A 17,746-nucleotide genomic window follows, 5' to 3' on the forward strand; every position below is an offset into this window, starting at 1 on the left:
TCATCATCTTTCTTTACTTATATGCGGAAATAACTAGAAACTTTTCATCTTAAGCGATAGATATGAATAAAGTTGGAGCAATTTTTGTCGATTTTATGACATTTAAGCGAAAATGGGCTGAAGTTTATAAAAAAATAAAGCTAATAAGTGAAGTTTTTGATAGCATAACAAAGTAGAGAAAAGATTTTGAGGAAGTATGCACTTCAGATTTATTACATCAATAGGAAGGATGGTGATCTTCTTGTTCAGAGCAATAAAACCGTTACTTGTATTAGCGCTGTTAACTGTGGTTTTCGTCCTTGGGGGATGCAGCAATGCCTCAGTACTAGATCCGAAAGGGCCTGTGGCTGATCAGCAAAGTGATTTAATCCTGTTATCTATCGGATTTATGCTGTTTATTGTCGGGGTCGTCTTTGTTCTATTTACCATTATTTTAGTAAAATACCGCGACCGTAAAGGCAAAGATAATGGATCTTATAACCCAGAAATTCACGGTAACACGTTCTTAGAAGTAGTCTGGACAGTGATCCCAATTTTAATCGTCATCGCACTTTCTGTGCCAACCGTACAGACGATATATTCGTTAGAAAAAGCTCCTGAAGCAACAAAGGATAAAGAGCCTCTTGTTGTTTACGCTACTTCGGTAGACTGGAAATGGGTATTCAGCTACCCTGAACAGGATATTGAAACGGTCAACTACTTAAACATTCCTGTCGACCGCCCGATCTTGTTTAAAATCTCATCTGCAGATTCAATGGCATCGCTATGGATTCCTCAGCTTGGAGGACAAAAATACGCGATGGCAGGAATGCTGATGGATCAATACTTACAGGCTGATGAAGTGGGAACTTATGAGGGCCGCAACGCGAACTTCACAGGTGAACATTTTGCCGACCAAGAGTTTGATGTGAATGCTGTAACAGAAAAAGACTTTAACAGCTGGGTGAAAAAGACTCAAAATGAGGCTCCTAAGCTGACAAAAGAGAAGTATGATCAATTGATGCTTCCTGAAAATGTGGACGAATTAACGTTCTCTTCTACTCACTTAAAATACGTTGATCACGGACAAGACGCAGAATACGCGATGGAGGCCCGCAAACGCCTTGGCTATCAAGCCGTTTCACCGCACTCTAAAACAGATCCGTTTGAAAACGTAAAGGAAAATGAATTTAAGAAGTCTGATGATACAGAAGAATGATATTGATCAGGAAAGGAGGAAGCCCGCATGAAATTTAAATGGGATGAATTTTTTGTAACAGGTGACCCATTAATTCTGGGCGCACAAGTTTCCATTGCACTATCTACCATCGCCATCATTGTTGTACTTACCTACTTCAAGAAATGGAAATGGCTCTGGTCTGAATGGATAACAACTGTTGACCACAAAAAACTCGGAATCATGTATATTATCTCTGCTGTAATTATGTTATTCCGCGGCGGTGTCGACGGTTTGATGATGCGTGCCCAGCTAGCGCTTCCGAATAACAGTTTTTTAGACTCAAACCACTATAATGAAATTTTTACGACTCACGGTACGATCATGATTATCTTCATGGCGATGCCGTTTTTAATCGGTCTTATTAACGTTGTTGTACCTCTTCAAATCGGTGCTCGCGACGTTGCATTTCCTTACTTGAACAACCTGAGCTTCTGGACGTTCTTCGTAGGGGCTATGCTTTTCAATATTTCTTTCGTTATCGGAGGTTCTCCGAACGCAGGCTGGACAAGTTATATGCCGCTTGCAAGTAACGACATGAGCCCTGGGCCGGGTGAGAACTACTACCTCCTCGGACTTCAGATTGCCGGTATCGGTACCCTGATGACAGGGATCAACTTTATGGTCACAATCTTAAAAATGAGAACAAAAGGCATGACACTGATGCGTATGCCAATGTTCACGTGGACAACACTGATCACAATGGTTATTATCGTGTTTGCTTTCCCTGTGCTTACAGTAGCTTTAGCACTATTATCATTTGATCGTTTGTTCGGCGCTCACTTTTTCACACTGGAAGCAGGCGGTATGCCGATGCTTTGGGCCAACCTGTTCTGGATTTGGGGACATCCTGAAGTATATATCGTTATTCTTCCGGCGTTCGGTATTTTCTCAGAAATTATCTCAAGCTTTGCAAGAAAACAATTGTTTGGTTACAAAGCGATGGTCGGTTCTATTATCGCCATCTCCGTATTGAGTTTCTTAGTTTGGACTCACCACTTCTTCACAATGGGGAACAGTGCGTCCGTTAACTCATTCTTCTCAATTACGACAATGGCAATCTCGATTCCGACCGGGGTTAAAATCTTTAACTGGCTCTTTACAATGTATAAAGGCCGAATCAGCTTTACAACGCCTATGCTGTGGGCGCTTGCGTTCATTCCTAACTTCGTTATCGGCGGGGTTACAGGGGTTATGCTTGCGATGGCAGCAGCGGATTATCAATACCATAATACGTACTTCCTGGTATCTCACTTCCACTACGTGCTGATCGCGGGTACTGTATTTGCTTGTTTCGCAGGATTTATTTTCTGGTATCCAAAAATGTTCGGCCACAAACTGAACGAAAAAATCGGAAAATGGTTCTTCTGGATCTTTATGATCGGGTTCAATATTTGTTTCTTCCCGCAATATTTCTTGGGGCTTCAAGGCATGCCTCGCCGTATTTACACATACGGACCGAATGACGGCTGGACAACATTGAACTTTATCTCAACAGTCGGAGCTTTCATGATGGGTGTAGGATTCTTAATCCTTTGCTATAACATCTACTACAGCTTCCGTTACTCTACTCGTGAAATCAGCGGAGATTCATGGGGTGTGGGACGTACGCTTGATTGGGCGACTTCATCTGCGATTCCGCCGCACTACAACTTTGCGGTGCTTCCTGAAGTCAAATCTCAAGATGCATTCCTGCATATGAAAGAAGAAAAAACTGAATTATACCCTGAAAGCAAATTCAAGAAAATCCATATGCCAAGCAACTCAGGCAGACCGTTCTTTATGTCTGTTGCCTTCGGTATCGCCGGCTTTGGACTTGTCTTTGAATGGTACTGGATGGGCGTAGTCGGATTGATCGGAGTCCTGCTCTGCATGGTTCTGCGTTCATTCGAATACGACAATGGCTACTACGTTAGTGTTGATGAAATAAAAGAGACGGAAAGAAAGATTTCCGAATAAGGAGGCGTGAGTTATGGAACATGCAGAACACGGCAATTCTAACGCGCCTATGGAATATCAATCTGAAACCGGCAGACTTAATATTCTCGGGTTTTGGATCTTTTTAGGGGCAGAAATTGTGTTGTTCTCAACACTATTTGCAACCTTCTTCGTTCTTCAAAACAGAACAGCAGGAGGTGTCTTACCGGACGAACTGTTTGAAGTGAATCTGGTAATGATTATGACGTTCTTGCTGCTTATCAGCAGCTTTACCTGCGGGATCGCTGTTCATGAAATGCGCCGCGGAAGTTTAAAAGGCGTAGTCATTTGGACAATTATTACTCTTCTTCTCGGCGCCGGCTTCGTCGGTTGTGAGATCAACGAGTTTGTCCACTATGTACATGAAGGAGCATCTCTCGGTACAAGTGCGTTCTGGTCTGGATTCTTTGTTTTACTTGGAACTCACGGAACTCACGTAACAATCGGTATTTTCTGGATTACAGGAATTCTGATTCAGTTGAAGAAACGCGGCTTAACTCCGCAAACTTCATCTAAAATCTTTATCTCAAGCTTGTACTGGCACTTCTTAGATGTTGTATGGATTTTCATCTTTACAGGTGTCTATCTCATGGGATTGGGGGGTCTGTAAAATGGCAAACAAATCTGCTGAACACAGTCACTTTCCATGGAAGCACATTGTAGGTTTTGCACTGTCTATTGTTTTGACCCTGCTGGCTCTATGGGTTGCAGTGTATACTGACCTGAGCTCATCAGCAAAACTTTGGATCATTTTCGGCTTCGCCTTCATTCAGGCGGCGCTCCAGCTTCTCATGTTCATGCACATGACAGAGAGCGAAAATGGCGGTATCCAAGTCGGAAACACGCTGTTCGGATTCTTCGGTGCGATCGTTATCGTGCTTGGATCCATCTGGATTTTCGCGGCCCACTATCATCACGGTGACCATATGGACGGAAATCCTCCTGGAGGCGCTGAACACTCAGAGCACTCAGGCCACAACAAATAAGCAAAAACCCTCTTCGTCAGAAGAGGGTTTTTTTGCTGTTTCAGCTGCTGCTTCGCTTTCTGCGAAGATAAGGAAGGCCATAAATGATAAAAGCTGCGATATGAGCGACAATGACGTTGACGGCAAACAGGATAATCATGAGAGTGTGTCCGAGTGGAGAAAGGCTTTCTGTTGCGTAAAAGAAGAAGAATACCCACATTAAAATAATTGGCGGAATAGCAGAGAGTGCGACTTTTTTGTTATCGAGCCAAATAAAGAGGGGAGTAGCGCTGGCAACCAATAAATAAGCAAAAAACATGTCCATCATACCCGTCTCCTTTCATTTTGTGACAGCGTTTACAAAAATGAAGTAGAGGAAATGAATTGTGTCTGTTTTGTGGTTGTTTTGTGAACATTTTGTTACAATTATTATACCATGTTTTCCAGAAATTGATACAGGTATTTGCAGAAATGGTCTGGCACTATTGCCTTATTTTTTATCGCCAATCCGCTAGGAGAATGTATGGAAACCGTGAATGGAACAGTTTGTTTACTTAGGCATTGGTTTTCTGGGAACTTGATGTACGATAGGAACATTCAATAAATCTTTGAGCAAATCAACTTATTTAATAAGAGGCTGCATTCATAACCCTTGAGAAATAGGGTTTTTTTCATATGAAAAGTTTTGTGTCAATCGAAACATTTCGGTTTATGATACGTCATATTTCGTGTAGCTGAAAAAGCGCCGCTAATGCGTGCAAAAAACAAAAAAGGAAACGAGCTTCACGTGTCATCTTGAACGTGGTTCATGTATAATAAACATTAGTGATTTTCCGATGAAAATGTAAGGCGGGATAGAATGAGTCGATATAAGAAACAGCAAAGCCCCTTTTATCAGGGGGATTTGATTTTTATATTAGGTGTGTTTTTTATCATAAGCGTAGTATCAATTTATGCTGCCGGTCAGTTTGGGCAGTATGGAGACGGTGCTTGGAAGAAACAAATCGTCTATTATGTATTGGGCATTGTTGCAATAACAGCACTACTTTATTTCGATTTAGAGCAGCTAGAAAAACTTAGTTTATATGTGTTTATATTTGGAATCTTATTGCTGTTGATATTAAGGATTAGTCCTGAGTCTATCGCCCCTGTGAAAAATGGTGCAAAGAGCTGGTTCCAATTTGGACCTGTTACGTTGCAGCCTTCTGAATTTATGAAGATAGGGCTCATGATGATGGTGGCCTCGGTTATATCTAAGGCGAATCCTAAAAAAGTTCGTTCACTTAGAGATGATGTCTATCTTTTGTTGAAGATAGCAGGCGTTGCAGTAGTGCCAATCGGACTTATCCTTCTGCAGGATGCTGGTACAGCTGGGATCTGTATGTTCATTGTGATTGTCATGGTCTTTATGTCAGGAGTAAACTGGAAGCTAATCGCGATCATTGGCGGTTCAGGTATCTTACTTATTTCTCTTGCGTTGTTAGTCATGATTAATTTTCCAGATGTCGCTAAGTCAGTGGGTATTCAAGAGTATCAAATTAACAGGGTTACATCTTGGGTTTCTGATTCAAATGGAACAACTCAGGAAGATGCAAATAGCGGCTGGCAGGTTGATCAGGCCGTCATGGCTATCGGCTCAGGCGGTATTATCGGAAATGGTGTTCATAACTTGAAGGTTTACGTACCAGAGGGACAAACTGACTTTATTTTTGCTATTTTAGGAGAAAGCTTCGGATTTTTAGGCTGTGCCATTGTTGTTATCATGTTCTTCTTCTTAATCTATAGACTTGTTGTTTTGATTGACAAGATCCATCCATTCAACCGTTTTGCTTCTTTCTTTTGCGTAGGTTATACGGCGTTAATTGTTATCCACACATTCCAGAATATCGGGATGAATATCGGTATTATGCCTGTTACCGGGATTCCGCTGCTGTTTGTCAGCTATGGGGGTAGCTCGACGCTTGCCACGTTAATCGGTTTCGGTATTGTGTATAATGCGAGTGTTCAGTTGACGAGATACAGAAGTTATTTGTTTAATTCATAAAATGCAGACAGCCTCTAAAGGGCTGTCTTTTTTTGTTTCAGAGCATTTCACTTTTGACTTCACTTTTTTTGGGATATGATAAACAGATAAGGAGGTCCTTGTGATGAACAACACAATTGAAACCATTTTAAACCATCGGTCGATCCGATCTTTTACTGATCAGCTTCTGACAGCTGAGGAAATTGATACATTAGTGAAAAGCGCGCAGGCTGCGCCTACGTCCAGCTATGTGCAGGCTTATTCGATTATCGGTGTTTCCAATCCGGAGAAAAAGCGTGAACTGTCTGTGCTTGCGGGGAATCAGCCTTATGTAGAAAATAACGGGCACTTTTTTGTTTTTTGTGCGGACTTGTACCGACATCAAAAACTGGCTGAAGAAAAAGGCGAACATATTTCTGAGCTGCTGGAAAATACGGAAATGTTTATGGTCAGTTTAATTGATGCTGCGCTTGCGGCTCAAAATATGAGCATCGCCGCAGAATCAATGGGGCTTGGCATATGTTATATCGGAGGCATTCGGAATGAACTGGACAAGGTGACAGAGGTGCTGCAAACGCCTGACCATGTGCTCCCGCTTTTTGGCCTGGCTGTAGGACATCCTGCCAACCTATCCGGTAAAAAACCGAGATTGCCGAAGCAGGCTGTATATCATGAAAATACCTATAACGTGAATGAAGAGGATTTTCGTAAACATATGAGTGCATATGACAAAACCATTTCTGATTATTATAGAGAAAGAACAAACGGTCAGCGAGTGGAAACGTGGTCTGATCAAATTCTGAACTTTATGAAGCAGAAACCGCGTACGTACTTAAATGAATATGTGAAAGAAAAAGGCTTTAATAAGAACTAAATGTGAAACCTCTCCGCTGGCGGAGAGGTTTTTATGTTTCACGTGTAACATATTCCGACAAATAGAGACAAGATGACCAAATAAATGACGATTGATCGGGGGACACTGATGAACAGTGTGAGCGGCTTAGAAGAAAAAATAATGGATCAGTGATACGATGAGGACGAGGTGGTAGGGATGTTATCATTAAGTATATTAGATCAATCTCCGGTGTCCGAGGGAAGCTCTGCAGAAACGGCATTACGGGAAACTGTTGAGCTTGCCCAGGCGGCTGAGGATCTTGGGTATAAGAGATTTTGGGTTTCAGAGCATCACTTTTCAAAGCGTCTGGCAGGGTCCAGTCCAGAGGTGCTGATCAGCCACATTGCGGCGAAAACGAACCGGATCAGGGTGGGATCAGGAGGTGTCATGCTGCCGCACTACAGTGCCTATAAAGTAGCGGAGAATTTTCGTGTGCTGGAAGGTTTGACTCCGGGAAGAATTGATCTCGGCCTAGGCAGAGCGCCGGGAGGAATGCCGATTGCATCTTGGGCGCTGAATGACGGCGGGAAACGCAATGCCGATCAGTACCCGCAGCAAATCAAGGAGCTGACGATGTATTTGCATGATTTGGCGGATGACAGTCACCGGTTTCCTAATTTAACGGCTGCGCCGCATATTTCAACTGCGCCTGATGTGTGGCTGCTCGGTTCATCTGGAGAAAGCGCGCTGCTCGCCGCTGAATCGGGTGCCGGCTATATGTTTGCCCATTTTATCAATGGCGAGGGCGGGGAGGATACGGTCAGACAATATATGAGACGATTTAAGCCGTCTGTGTTAGGAGAAACACCTCGGGCGGCAGTTGCTGTTTTTGTTCTATGTGCGGATACAGAAGAGAAAGCGGAGCAGCTGGGGGCAGTGCTTGATTTTACTCTCTTGGCGGGTGAGCAGGGCATACCTTTAGAAGGCGTTCCTGATTATGAAGCTGTCCGGCAAAATACGTACTCTCCTTATGAACAAAGACGAATTGCTGATAACAGAAACCGAATGATTGTCGGTACGAAAAAACAGGTCAAGGAACAGCTGATGTCCTTGAGTAAGGCTTATGGTACAGAGGAAATCATGGCGGTGACCATTACGAACCGATTTGAGGATAAACTTCATTCTTATCGCCTTTTACAGGAGGCGTTTGCTGAGGCATGAAGCCGCTAAAGCCTGTATGAAAAAAGCCCCGCCGATGTTTCTCGGCAGGGCTGCTTTTTATTCAACAGTAAACGGCTCTTCGGTCAGAACTTGGCTTGATTTTCCTTTGTTGGCTGCATAGGCGAGCATATAATATTCACCGGCTGGGAGCTTTGTGCCCCCATTGATCGTGCCGTCCCAGTCGAAGTACTGATAGCCTTTATCTTGATGTTTATAAATACCTGCTTGGCCTGCAAAGTCAAGGTTGCTGTCATAGACGAGAAATGCTAGCTCTTCCGCTCCCGCAGGAAGGTAGGTTTCAATTTCATAGGTGCCTTGTTCAGAGCCCTCATTAACTGAGACAGACGTTACCCTCGGATAATCCGGCTCTTTTACGATCAGCAATGTAGGAACCTTGGCGACGGTTTTTCCGCCTTCTCTAACGATGACTGTTCCTTCATAGGTGCCTGCTTTTGTTTTCTTTGTGTCGACCTTTACTTTTGCAGTGGCTTTTCCGGTTTTATGAGCCGGAATCACAACACGGCTTGTGCCGGATGTGGAAATGCCGCTTCCGTTAAATGAGTATTCTAGCGTGTATGATTTTCTAATAGAAGATTGATTTTCAATTGTAAAGGTTTCTTTTTTCGTTTCGGTTCCTTGTTCTTTCAAAAATGTGCCGTACGAGTAGCTTCCCGGTGTGACGAACGAGTCGGCTTTGATCGCGTTCATAATTCTTGCGCTGCCTGCGCCTTGAGCGTTATGCGGATATACTTCTCCGTCGCCATCCTTTAATGTGACGGCGGTATTCATGATGGCAGCCTTGATCTGTTCAACGCTCCATTTCGGTTTAGCTTGTTTGATAACGGCAACCGCTCCGGCAATATGAGGTGATGCCATGCTTGTTCCTTGTTTTGACCCGTAGCCATATGGATTGTCAGGATCATGTGTCGGAATGGTGCTTACGATATTGACGCCTGGCGCGGAAATATCCGGCTTAATCATCCACGTGTCCATCACAGGGCCGCGGGATGAGAAATCGGCAACCTGTTCACCGAGCGCTTTTGAGACCGTCAACTTGAATGTTGCTTTTGTCTCGCCTGCTTTCATGGCGCTGATGAGTTTTTCGCCGTCTTCTAATGAAAGCTTAATCGTTGGTACTGACATGCCTGGCACATTGGCTTCAACTTCTCCGGACAGGTTGTTATACACAACCATGCCGATGGCGCCTGCTTTTTTTGCGTTATCTGCTTTATCTACAAAAGCAATGCTGCCCCGTTTGACGAGTGCCACTTTGCCTTTCAGATCTTTTCCTTCAAAGTCCTTTTCTTCGCCGAGGCCAGCGTCGACAAGCTCAACCTCTTTATTGTGAAGCGCCTTGACGTCCTCTTCTTTGTCATAGCCCATGACTTTTGCTGAAGAGTAAGAGCCGAATGAGACGGCGTATTCATTGAGAGGAAGCTGCGTTGCGCCGACAGAAATCGCTTCTCTGGATGTGCCTGGCGATCCGACTGTCCAGCCGTTTGGTCCGCTGTTGCCATTTGATGTAACGGCGACAACGCCTTCTGACATGGCCCAGTCAAGCGCTGTGCTCGTCGCCCAATCCGGGTTGTTTAACGAGTTTCCGAGAGACAGGTTCATCACATCTGCTCCGTCCTGAACTGCACGTTCTACACCGGCGATGACGTTTTCTGTTGTGCCGCTTCCTCCCGGTCCGAGAACGCGGTAAGCGAGAAGTGTTGCATCAGGCGCTACGCCTTTAATCGTACCGTTTGCAGCGACAGTTCCGGCCACGTGTGTTCCATGGTCAGTGGCTCCGCCTCTTGGATCGCCTGTCGGTGTTTCTTTCGGATCGTAATCATTGTCTACAAAATCGTATCCTTTATATTGTCCGAAGTTTTTCTTCAGATCAGGGTGATTGTACTCAACCCCTGTATCAATAACAGCCACTTTGACGCCTTTCCCTGTGTAGCCTAAATCCCATGCATCATTTGCTCCGATATATGGCGCGCTGTCATCCATTTGCGGAGAGACAGCGTCCTCGGAGATGGTGATGTCTTTCTCCTTGATATTGTCTGTTTTGTAAGTGACGTTCGGGTACACAGCTTTAACGTCATCTACTGCTAGAAGTTTTGGAATTTCATTAGCTGGAAGCTTCATAGAAAATCCGGAGAATACCTGCTCATATTCTCGTTTTACTTTTCCGTTTTTCACCGCTTTCACGGCTTTATTTTTTGCTTTTGAGCGGGCGTTTTTGAGCTTGCTTTTCGTTTGGTTTACTCCCGCTTCTTTCGCCTCTGCTAAGGATTTTTCTTTTAATTCCACAATCACCGTTGTTTGTTTTCTTGTTGTCATGTCAATATCACCGAATACCTCGGCCTTTTCCAGATCCGCCGATCCTTTTGAAGAAACCGGTGCTGCCTGTACACCTGTAATGCCTGTGGATAACGTAAAGAATAAAACCAAACCTAGAAGCAGAAAACGAATAATCCCGTTTTTCAATGTGTTTCCCCCTTTGTGTTTAGAAAAAGTGTTAAATATCTAGTATATATTTCTTGAAAATTCAAAAAAATCCTTGTGTCATTTGGACCATTTATTGGATTTTGATTGTGTATAAGGAAGGAGTTATACACAGAACCCTGTGTATAAGTGAATAAAGCTGTGTATATATATAGTTGGGAATATATGTTCTTATACAAAATATAGATGGGGTTTGTGGACATGTGGATATCTCTTGTGATTAAGTTGTTCTTATCTTTGGGATAACTTGTGTATAAACTTTTTAAAGCGGTTCTCCAATTTTCATTTCATTTCTTTCAGCTTTCAACAAAACTTCTTAAAACTAGTTTGTTTTTTCACTCATATTGTGACAAAGAATTCTCTTTCCACGGTCTATCATAGAGTCATGAGTTTTGCTAGAGCTGCTAGTTTGCGAGAAAAGAAATCGGCCGTCTTTTCCTGTGAGCTGCGGCTGAAAAAACGGGCTGCTAAAAAGGCTGCCTGCCAAAAAGAAGCGGAGGGATGTTTTTCTATGAAACGTTTGCTTGTATCTTTACGGGTGTGGATGGTCTTTTTGATGAACTGGGTGGCGCCGGACCGAAAACATGCGGCTGCCGCTATTTATTCGGCTCAGCGTACATATCAAAGAAAAGCGGCGGTGCAAGCCGCAGGACTGGTTTCGTTTTATGAATGGCGGATGGCTGTGAATGACGAAGAAAAACAGAAAGCGAAAGCCGCCGCTCTCTATAAAAGAAGATGTCTGCAAGCCTTCAAGGAATCGCCAAAGCAGGAGAGGGCCGGCCCGCATCTTTACATGGCGGTCAAAAGGAGGTAAAATCCCAGTCATAAAAGCTAATTGGCGGGAGAGAGAGCCTCTTGAAAATCTATAAGGTATTAAACAACAATGCGGCTTTAATCAAAGAGGATGATCAGGAAAAAATCGTCATGGGTCCGGGCATCGCTTTTCAAAAAAAGAAAAATGATCTCATCCCTATGAATAAAGTAGAAAAGATTTTTGTCGTGCACGACGAGAATGAAAAATTTAAACAAATCCTGCAAACACTGCCTGAGGAGCATATTGACATAGCTGAGGATATCATCAGCTATGCGGAAGGGGAGCTCGCGGCGCCGCTGAGCGACCATGTTCATATCGCGCTTTCTGACCATTTGTCCTTTGCGATCGAAAGGATTCAAAATGGGCTGCTTGTGCAAAATAAATTATTGCATGAGATAAAGGCGCTCTATAAAAAAGAATACGAGATCGGCCTGTGGGCGATCGGACATGTAAAAGAGACATTGGGCGTGTCTCTGCCTGAAGATGAAGCGGGTTATATTGCCCTTCACATCCATACGGCAAAGATGGATGCAGAGAGTATGTATTCAGCGCTGAAGCATACGACGATGATAAAAGAAATGATAGAGAAAATAGAAAACTACTTTAATCGAAAGGTGGATGAAAACAGCATTTCCTATCAACGCCTTGTCACGCATTTGCGATACGCGGTCAGCCGGTTGGAATCAAATGAAGCGTTTCATGCCATGGACGAAGAGATGCTTTATTTCATCCAAAAAAAGTATTCATTTGCCTATCAATGTGCGCTGGAGCTGGCGGAGTTTCTGAAAAATGAATATCAATTACATTTGCCGGAGTCCGAGGCCGGCTATATCACGCTGCATGTCCAGCGTCTTCAAGATCTCTCGGAATAACCGCTTTGACTTGCAGGGAGTGATCTCTGGAAGTTTTTTTATTTATCGGCATTCAGCGTGTGATACATCCAGCCCATCATCACAATTCCTGCGGCCAGATTGCCGAGTGTAACAGGAATTAAGTTTCTGGCTGCTCCCGCCAGTGTGACTGTATCAGGGTGATCGATCAAAAGTGAGATCGCAAATGTGCACATATTGGCAATGCTGTGTTCAAAACCGGAAATAAAAAAGCAGAAAACGAAAAGCATCATGGCAAACAGCTTTGCCCCTTCTCCTTTGAGAGACATCGGAATGAAAAAAGCGAGACATACAAGCCAATTGCACAGCATTCCTCGGAAAAACAGCTCTGAGGCAGGCGGCTCCATCTTGTGCTCTGCCAGATGAATCAAAAAGGAATGGGATGCCCCCTCGAAGAGCCCGGTTGCGCTGATAAGAATCGCAAACAAAACGGCTCCGATCAAATTGCCGGTATAGCTGAAAACCCACAGGTACAGGGTGTCGCGCCAGCGGATTCTTTTCCGGAGTGCGGTATAAGTAAAATAAAAGGTGTTGCCGGTGAATAAATCCCCGCCTCCGTAGGCAATTAATACAATAGCAGCTCCAAATGTCACAGCGGCAGCCGGAAAGGCAAACGGTGAGTCAGCAATAGAGAAATAGCTGCCTGTTTTGCTTGCGGCTGTAATGCCAAAACCGATAAACATGCTGGCCAAAATGGATCTGAGCAAATAACGGATTTTGCTTGAAACGAATATGTTTTGTTTTCTTAAAGCATACTGTTCAACCTTTTGCAATGCTTGAGTTTCCATTGTCTTTTCCTGCTTTCTTTGATAGATGAGCATAGTATAGCACGATATTGTGAAGTATTTCACAATTAATATTTACGACTTTTTGTCTAAATGTTTTACATCACTTTTTATCTAAAAAAACAGTTGACGAAAACGCTGTCATCAATTATGATGAAAGCGTATTCTTTATTTGAATAAGCGGGATTGTGACTGGTAAAGCAGGCAAGACCTAAAATTTGCGTAAATGAAAAAGGATCGCTGTGTCCTTTATTCGTTGGCGAATTTTAGGTCTTTTTTGTTTATAAAAGGGGGAGAAATAGATGAATGAAAAAGAGACTGCAAAACGCCTCATTGAGCTTCTCGGAGGAAAAGAAAACATCATCAGCGCGGCTCATTGTGCGACAAGACTGCGTTTGGTGATTAAGGATGAATCAAAGATAGATCAAGCACAAGTAGAAGAGCTTGAAGGCGTCAAAGGCGCTTTCAGCAGTTCAGGCCAATACCAGATTATTTTTGGAACAGGCCTTGTCAATAAAGTGTATGACGCTTTTTCTAAGGAAGCCGATGTAGAGCGTGAAGAACATGTGAATCACCAGGATGCTGCTAAAGAGAAACTGAACCCTGCGGCGAGATTTGCGAAAACGCTTTCGAATATTTTTGTTCCGATCATTCCAGCCATCGTAGCCAGCGGCCTGTTAATGGGGTTATTGGGAATGATCAATGCCTTTCATTGGATGAGTAAGGACTCTGCGCTGCTGCAGCTCCTCGATATGTTTTCAAGCGCGGCATTTATCTTCCTGCCGATTTTGATCGGGGTCAGCGCTTCAAAAGAGTTTGGAAGCAATCCGTATTTAGGAGCGGTCATCGGGGGAATCATGATACACCCCACTCTTTTGAATCCATGGGGTCTGGCGGAAGCATCACCTGATTATATGCATCTTTTCGGGTTTGATATCGCGCTTCTCGGATATCAGGGAACTGTCATCCCTGTTCTGCTGGCAGTTTACGTCATGAGCAAGGTAGAGAAATGGACAAGAAAAGTGGTTCCGCATGCGGTCGATTTGCTTGTTACGCCTTTTGTTACTGTCATTGTCACCGGGTTTGTCGCATTTATTGCCATCGGTCCTCTAGGAAGAGCGCTTGGCTCCGGTATTACTGTTGCTTTAACATATGTGTATGATCATGCCGGTTTTGTCGCAGGCCTTCTTTTCGGCGGCACCTATTCACTGATCGTCCTGACAGGTGTTCATCACAGCTTCCATGCGATTGAAGCGGGGCTTATTTCAGATCTTGGCAGGAACTATTTATTGCCGATTTGGTCTATGGCGAATGTCGCCCAAGGCGGGGCAGGCCTTGCCGTCTTCTTTTTAGCGAAAAAGGCAAAAACGAAGGAAATCGCTCTTCCGGCGGCATTTTCCGCTTTTCTAGGCATTACAGAGCCTGTCATTTTCGGGGTGAACCTTCGATACCGGAAGCCGTTTATCGCCGCCATGATCGGGGGCGCGTTGGGCGGCGCGTATGTCGTATTTACACATGTTGCTGCAAACGCTTACGGGTTAACAGGCATTCCGATGATCGCCATTGCAGCACCGTTTGGCTTTGGAAATCTAGTAAACTATATGATTGGAATGGTTATTGCAGCAGTATCAGCATTCATTGCGGCGTTTGTCATGAAAATTAATGAAGATGAGGAGAGAAAAAAATGACAGCACATGATCAGGAGCTGCGTCGCCGGGCTTATGAAGAAGTTGAGAAAAAAGAACATATCGCTGCCAGCGATCCGCACCGCCAGCACTTTCACATTATGCCTCCGGTTGGTTTGCTGAATGATCCAAATGGCGTGGTGTATTGGAAAGGAGTCTATCATTTGTTTTTTCAGTGGCAGCCGTTTCAGACGGGGCATGGCGCAAAGTTTTGGGGGCATTATACGACACGCGATTTTGTGAATTGGAAGCGGGAAGAGATTGCGCTGGCTCCGAGTGATTGGTTTGATAAAAACGGCTGCTACTCGGGCAGCGCTGTTGTCAAGGATGACCGGCTCTATCTGTTTTACACAGGAAATGTCAGGGATCAGGATGGGAATCGGGAAACGTATCAGTGCCTTGCTGTATCGGATGATGGCCTGACCTTTGAGAAAAAAGGTGTTGTCGCCCGCCTTCCGGAAGGCTATACAGCTCATTTTCGCGATCCGAAGGTGTGGGAGCATGAAGGAAAATGGTATATGGTGATCGGTGCACAAACGGAGAACATGAAAGGCCAAGCTGTTTTGTTTACTTCCGATAACCTGATAGAATGGGCGTTTCTCGGCCCGATAACAGGTGCCGGCCTCAACGGACTGAACGGTTTCGGGTATATGTGGGAGTGCCCTGACCTGTTTTCTCTTCAAGGCTCCGAAGTGCTGATTGTCTCGCCCCAAGGACTTGAAGCTGATGGCTATCATTATCAAAATGTGTATCAATCTGGATATTTTGTAGGCCGGCTCGATTATGAAAAAACGGGACTGATGCATGCTGCGTTTACGGAGCTTGATCAAGGCTTTGATTTTTACGCGCCGCAAACACTTGAAGACGATCAGGGACGCCGGATACTGTTTGCGTGGATGGCTGTACCTGATCAGGATGAGAAGGATCATCCGACGAAAGATTATCACTGGATTCACTGCATGACGCTGCCGAGACAGCTGACGCTATCAGGGGAGAAGCTGATTCAGCAGCCGCTTCCCGAGCTGAAAGCGATGCGGAAAAATAGGCAGGAAGTTCAAATCAACATGTATGGATCGTCTGGTACGCTGCCAGTCGAAAATCCTGAAAGAGCTGAGATTTTGATTGAAGACATTAATACGGAGTCTGGTTTTGAAATCGATATCCGAGCCACTGCCACATTCTCTTTCCAGAAGGAAGAAGGGCTTATCACGCTAACGCGCACAAGCTTTGACGGTACAAGAACAGAAGTGAGACATTGCCGAATCAGCAATCTGCACACAGTGCACATGTTTATCGACGCGTCATCTGTGGAAGTCTTTATCAATCATGGGGAAGAGGTATTCAGTGCGAGATATTTTCCTTTCCCGGGAAATGATGAAGTGACAGCGAGATCAAATGGAAAATCTGAAATGAAAGTCGGAATTTGGACACTTATGTAGAAAATCCTCCTATTTTCTTATGTGAAATCTGTGCCATCTGTGCTATTCTTCAACGATAACCTACTATTTTTTTCTGTAAAAGGAGTTGTTTTCTTGAATATACATGAACAGAAGATAACACCGGAATGTTTAGAAAAGGCTGCGGATCATGTTGAGGATAAGCGGGAAGAATATAAGGATGTGCTTCTTCAGCTGAAAAAAATGCTTAGGGGAACATCGCCGCATAGTGAAGCGGCAGAAACCCTTTCACGGGCATATGAACAAATGAAGGAATATGCACTTTTTGTTCAGTCGATAGAAACATTTTTGAGGTCATCTGCGAACAATTTAAAAACCAAATAAACAGGCTGCCGATGTGATCGGCAGTTTTTTCTGTTGCAAAAGAGGACTACTTTCAAGTATGGAAGCGGCAGATGAAACGCACAAAGACTCTTGTGATATAGACATTTTTGAGGCGGACGGTTACGAAGATGTGAAATGGAATGCGACAGAGCGTCCCAATATGTAAGATTGAACATAAAAACAGGCTGCCTCTTTATAAGGCAGCCTGTTACGCTTATGATTGCTTATTCAGGCGCAAAGCAGAATGCTTCGTAGGTCCGACATACTGATTCAGCGGGAAGGATTCTTTAATCGCAGCTGTAATAAATTCTTTCGCCGCGTAAATCGCTTCTTTGACTTCCGCACCTTTTGCGAGTTCTGCTGTCACCGCTGCGGAGAACGTACAGCCGGCGCCATGTGTATAAGGCGTATCAATCATTTCGCTTTCAAGGACTTCCGCTGTTTCTCCGTCATACAGAACGTCTACAGCTTTTTCGTGCTTCAGCTTGCCTCCGCCTGTAATCACAACATATTGAGCACCGAGGGCGTGGATTTTTTTCGCCGCTTCTTTCATGTCTTCAATCGTTTTTAATTCGCCCATGCCGCTGAGCTGGCTGGCTTCGAACAGATTTGGCGTAATCACGGTAGCGAGCGGTGCTAATTGTTCACGCAGGGCTTGCGCGTGCTCTGGATAAAGGACCTCATTTGCCCCTTTGCAAACCATAACCGGATCAATCACGACGTTTTGCAGTTGTTTTTCCTTGATCGTTTTCGCCGCAAGCTCAATAATTTCAACGGTTGGCAGCATTCCTGTTTTCATGGCGTCCACACCGATGCCGTCTACAATCGTTGCGAGCTGGGCGCGAATCGTGTCAGGATCGATCGGAAAGACTTGATGGTCCCAGCTGTTGTTTGGGTCCATCGCGACGATCACCGTTAAGGCCGTCATCCCGTATACGTTTTTTTCTTGAAATGTTTTTAAATCAGCTTGAATTCCCGCGCCGCCGCTGGAATCGGAGCCGGCAATCGTGAGTGCTTTATGCATAGACATGTGTTGAACCTCCATCAATGTTTTATAT

16 protein-coding genes are annotated in these 17,746 nt (G+C 44.3%); 12 read left to right on the top strand and 4 right to left on the bottom strand.

Features of this window, described 5'->3' with window-relative positions; translation table 11 throughout:
- Positions 1 to 232 precede the first annotated feature (232 nt).
- Genes qoxA through qoxD form a run of 4 tightly spaced genes read left to right on the top strand, consistent with a single transcriptional unit; the run spans position 233 to position 4,179 of the window.
- Positions 233 to 1,198, top strand: coding sequence for a cytochrome aa3 quinol oxidase subunit II (qoxA, locus tag DIC78_RS11855; protein ID WP_081638380.1), 966 nt, complete (start codon positions 233 to 235; stop codon positions 1,196 to 1,198).
- Positions 1,199 to 1,225: 27 nt separating this feature from the next.
- Positions 1,226 to 3,175, top strand: coding sequence for a cytochrome aa3 quinol oxidase subunit I (gene qoxB, locus DIC78_RS11860; RefSeq protein WP_010332354.1), 1,950 nt, complete (start codon positions 1,226 to 1,228; stop codon positions 3,173 to 3,175).
- 13 nt (positions 3,176 to 3,188) lie between these two features.
- Positions 3,189 to 3,803, top strand: a complete 615-nt coding sequence (gene qoxC, locus DIC78_RS11865) for a cytochrome aa3 quinol oxidase subunit III (RefSeq protein WP_003236031.1) — start codon at positions 3,189 to 3,191, stop codon at positions 3,801 to 3,803.
- Position 3,804: 1 nt separating this feature from the next.
- Positions 3,805 to 4,179: a cytochrome aa3 quinol oxidase subunit IV gene (gene qoxD, locus DIC78_RS11870; RefSeq protein WP_095712737.1), complete on the top strand. Its 375-nt coding sequence runs from the start codon at positions 3,805 to 3,807 to the stop codon at positions 4,177 to 4,179.
- Between the two features lie 40 nt (positions 4,180 to 4,219).
- On the opposite strand, the gene ywcE is transcribed toward qoxD, so the two are convergent.
- Positions 4,220 to 4,486 carry a spore morphogenesis/germination protein YwcE gene (gene ywcE / locus DIC78_RS11875; protein ID WP_081638379.1) on the bottom strand — a complete coding sequence of 89 codons (267 nt, stop codon included), beginning with the start codon at positions 4,484 to 4,486 and terminating at the stop codon, positions 4,220 to 4,222.
- A gap of 531 nt (positions 4,487 to 5,017) precedes the next feature.
- Here ywcE and DIC78_RS11880 point away from each other — a divergent pair.
- The 3 genes from DIC78_RS11880 (at position 5,018) to DIC78_RS11890 (ending at position 8,237) form a co-directional block, all read left to right on the top strand.
- Positions 5,018 to 6,202, top strand: a complete 1,185-nt coding sequence (locus tag DIC78_RS11880) for an FtsW/RodA/SpoVE family cell cycle protein (protein WP_059292274.1) — start codon at positions 5,018 to 5,020, stop codon at positions 6,200 to 6,202.
- A gap of 103 nt (positions 6,203 to 6,305) precedes the next feature.
- Positions 6,306 to 7,055, top strand: a complete 750-nt coding sequence (gene nfsA / locus DIC78_RS11885) for an oxygen-insensitive NADPH nitroreductase (protein ID WP_127696356.1) — start codon at positions 6,306 to 6,308, stop codon at positions 7,053 to 7,055.
- Positions 7,056 to 7,232: 177 nt separating this feature from the next.
- Positions 7,233 to 8,237, top strand: a complete 1,005-nt coding sequence (locus DIC78_RS11890) for an LLM class flavin-dependent oxidoreductase (protein ID WP_127696357.1) — start codon at positions 7,233 to 7,235, stop codon at positions 8,235 to 8,237.
- 57 nt (positions 8,238 to 8,294) lie between these two features.
- Here the strand turns inward: DIC78_RS11890 and DIC78_RS11895 are convergent, their stop codons facing one another.
- Positions 8,295 to 10,715 carry a S8 family peptidase gene (locus DIC78_RS11895; RefSeq protein WP_127696358.1) on the bottom strand — a complete coding sequence of 807 codons (2,421 nt, stop codon included), beginning with the start codon at positions 10,713 to 10,715 and terminating at the stop codon, positions 8,295 to 8,297.
- Between the two features lie 529 nt (positions 10,716 to 11,244).
- Here DIC78_RS11895 and DIC78_RS11900 point away from each other — a divergent pair.
- Entirely contained in the window at positions 11,245 to 11,547 is a 303-nt protein-coding gene (locus DIC78_RS11900) for a hypothetical protein (protein ID WP_010332348.1), read from the top strand.
- A gap of 41 nt (positions 11,548 to 11,588) precedes the next feature.
- Positions 11,589 to 12,419 (top strand): sac operon transcriptional antiterminator SacT, encoded by an 831-nt coding sequence (sacT, locus tag DIC78_RS11905; protein ID WP_101864325.1) that lies wholly within the window; start codon positions 11,589 to 11,591, stop codon positions 12,417 to 12,419.
- Between the two features lie 38 nt (positions 12,420 to 12,457).
- Here the strand turns inward: sacT and DIC78_RS11910 are convergent, their stop codons facing one another.
- Positions 12,458 to 13,225 carry a formate/nitrite transporter family protein gene (locus DIC78_RS11910; protein WP_127696359.1) on the bottom strand — a complete coding sequence of 256 codons (768 nt, stop codon included), beginning with the start codon at positions 13,223 to 13,225 and terminating at the stop codon, positions 12,458 to 12,460.
- Positions 13,226 to 13,524: 299 nt separating this feature from the next.
- Between DIC78_RS11910 and scrA the strand changes: the two genes are divergently transcribed.
- The 3 genes from scrA to DIC78_RS11925 all read left to right on the top strand — a co-directional run bounded on the left by scrA (position 13,525) and on the right by DIC78_RS11925 (position 16,688).
- Positions 13,525 to 14,910 carry a PTS system sucrose transporter subunit IIBC gene (gene scrA, locus DIC78_RS11915; RefSeq protein ID WP_127696360.1) on the top strand — a complete coding sequence of 462 codons (1,386 nt, stop codon included), beginning with the start codon at positions 13,525 to 13,527 and terminating at the stop codon, positions 14,908 to 14,910.
- Entirely contained in the window at positions 14,907 to 16,346 is a 1,440-nt protein-coding gene (gene sacA, locus DIC78_RS11920) for a sucrose-6-phosphate hydrolase (RefSeq protein WP_127696361.1), read from the top strand. Before scrA ends, sacA begins: the two co-directional genes overlap by 4 nt.
- A 93-nt stretch (positions 16,347 to 16,439) precedes the next feature.
- Positions 16,440 to 16,688, top strand: coding sequence for a hypothetical protein (locus DIC78_RS11925; RefSeq protein WP_024123279.1), 249 nt, complete (start codon positions 16,440 to 16,442; stop codon positions 16,686 to 16,688).
- Positions 16,689 to 16,902: 214 nt separating this feature from the next.
- Here DIC78_RS11925 and DIC78_RS11930 read toward each other — a convergent pair whose 3' ends face one another.
- Positions 16,903 to 17,718 (bottom strand): bifunctional hydroxymethylpyrimidine kinase/phosphomethylpyrimidine kinase, encoded by an 816-nt coding sequence (locus DIC78_RS11930; protein ID WP_024123277.1) that lies wholly within the window; start codon positions 17,716 to 17,718, stop codon positions 16,903 to 16,905.
- Positions 17,719 to 17,746: the final 28 nt, after the last annotated feature.

The sequence above is a fragment of the Bacillus halotolerans genome, from assembly GCF_004006435.1.
Classification (GTDB): domain Bacteria; phylum Bacillota; class Bacilli; order Bacillales; family Bacillaceae; genus Bacillus; species Bacillus halotolerans.

Bases quoted from the DNA above. Each gene is read 5' to 3' on its own strand.
- qoxB (WP_010332354.1), top strand. From the start codon at position 1,226: ATGAAATTTAAATGGGATGAATTTTTTGTAACAGGTGACCCATTAATT.
- ywcE (WP_081638379.1), bottom strand. From the start codon at position 4,486: ATGATGGACATGTTTTTTGCTTATTTATTGGTTGCCAGCGCTACTCCC.
- DIC78_RS11930 (WP_024123277.1), bottom strand. From the start codon at position 17,718: ATGTCTATGCATAAAGCACTCACGATTGCCGGCTCCGATTCCAGCGGC.
- scrA (WP_127696360.1), top strand. From the start codon at position 13,525: ATGAATGAAAAAGAGACTGCAAAACGCCTCATTGAGCTTCTCGGAGGA.
- nfsA (WP_127696356.1), top strand. From the start codon at position 6,306: ATGAACAACACAATTGAAACCATTTTAAACCATCGGTCGATCCGATCT.
- DIC78_RS11910 (WP_127696359.1), bottom strand. From the start codon at position 13,225: ATGGAAACTCAAGCATTGCAAAAGGTTGAACAGTATGCTTTAAGAAAA.
- qoxD (WP_095712737.1), top strand. From the start codon at position 3,805: ATGGCAAACAAATCTGCTGAACACAGTCACTTTCCATGGAAGCACATT.
- qoxC (WP_003236031.1), top strand. From the start codon at position 3,189: ATGGAACATGCAGAACACGGCAATTCTAACGCGCCTATGGAATATCAA.
- DIC78_RS11890 (WP_127696357.1), top strand. From the start codon at position 7,233: ATGTTATCATTAAGTATATTAGATCAATCTCCGGTGTCCGAGGGAAGC.
- DIC78_RS11900 (WP_010332348.1), top strand. From the start codon at position 11,245: ATGAAACGTTTGCTTGTATCTTTACGGGTGTGGATGGTCTTTTTGATG.
- DIC78_RS11880 (WP_059292274.1), top strand. From the start codon at position 5,018: ATGAGTCGATATAAGAAACAGCAAAGCCCCTTTTATCAGGGGGATTTG.
- sacA (WP_127696361.1), top strand. From the start codon at position 14,907: ATGACAGCACATGATCAGGAGCTGCGTCGCCGGGCTTATGAAGAAGTT.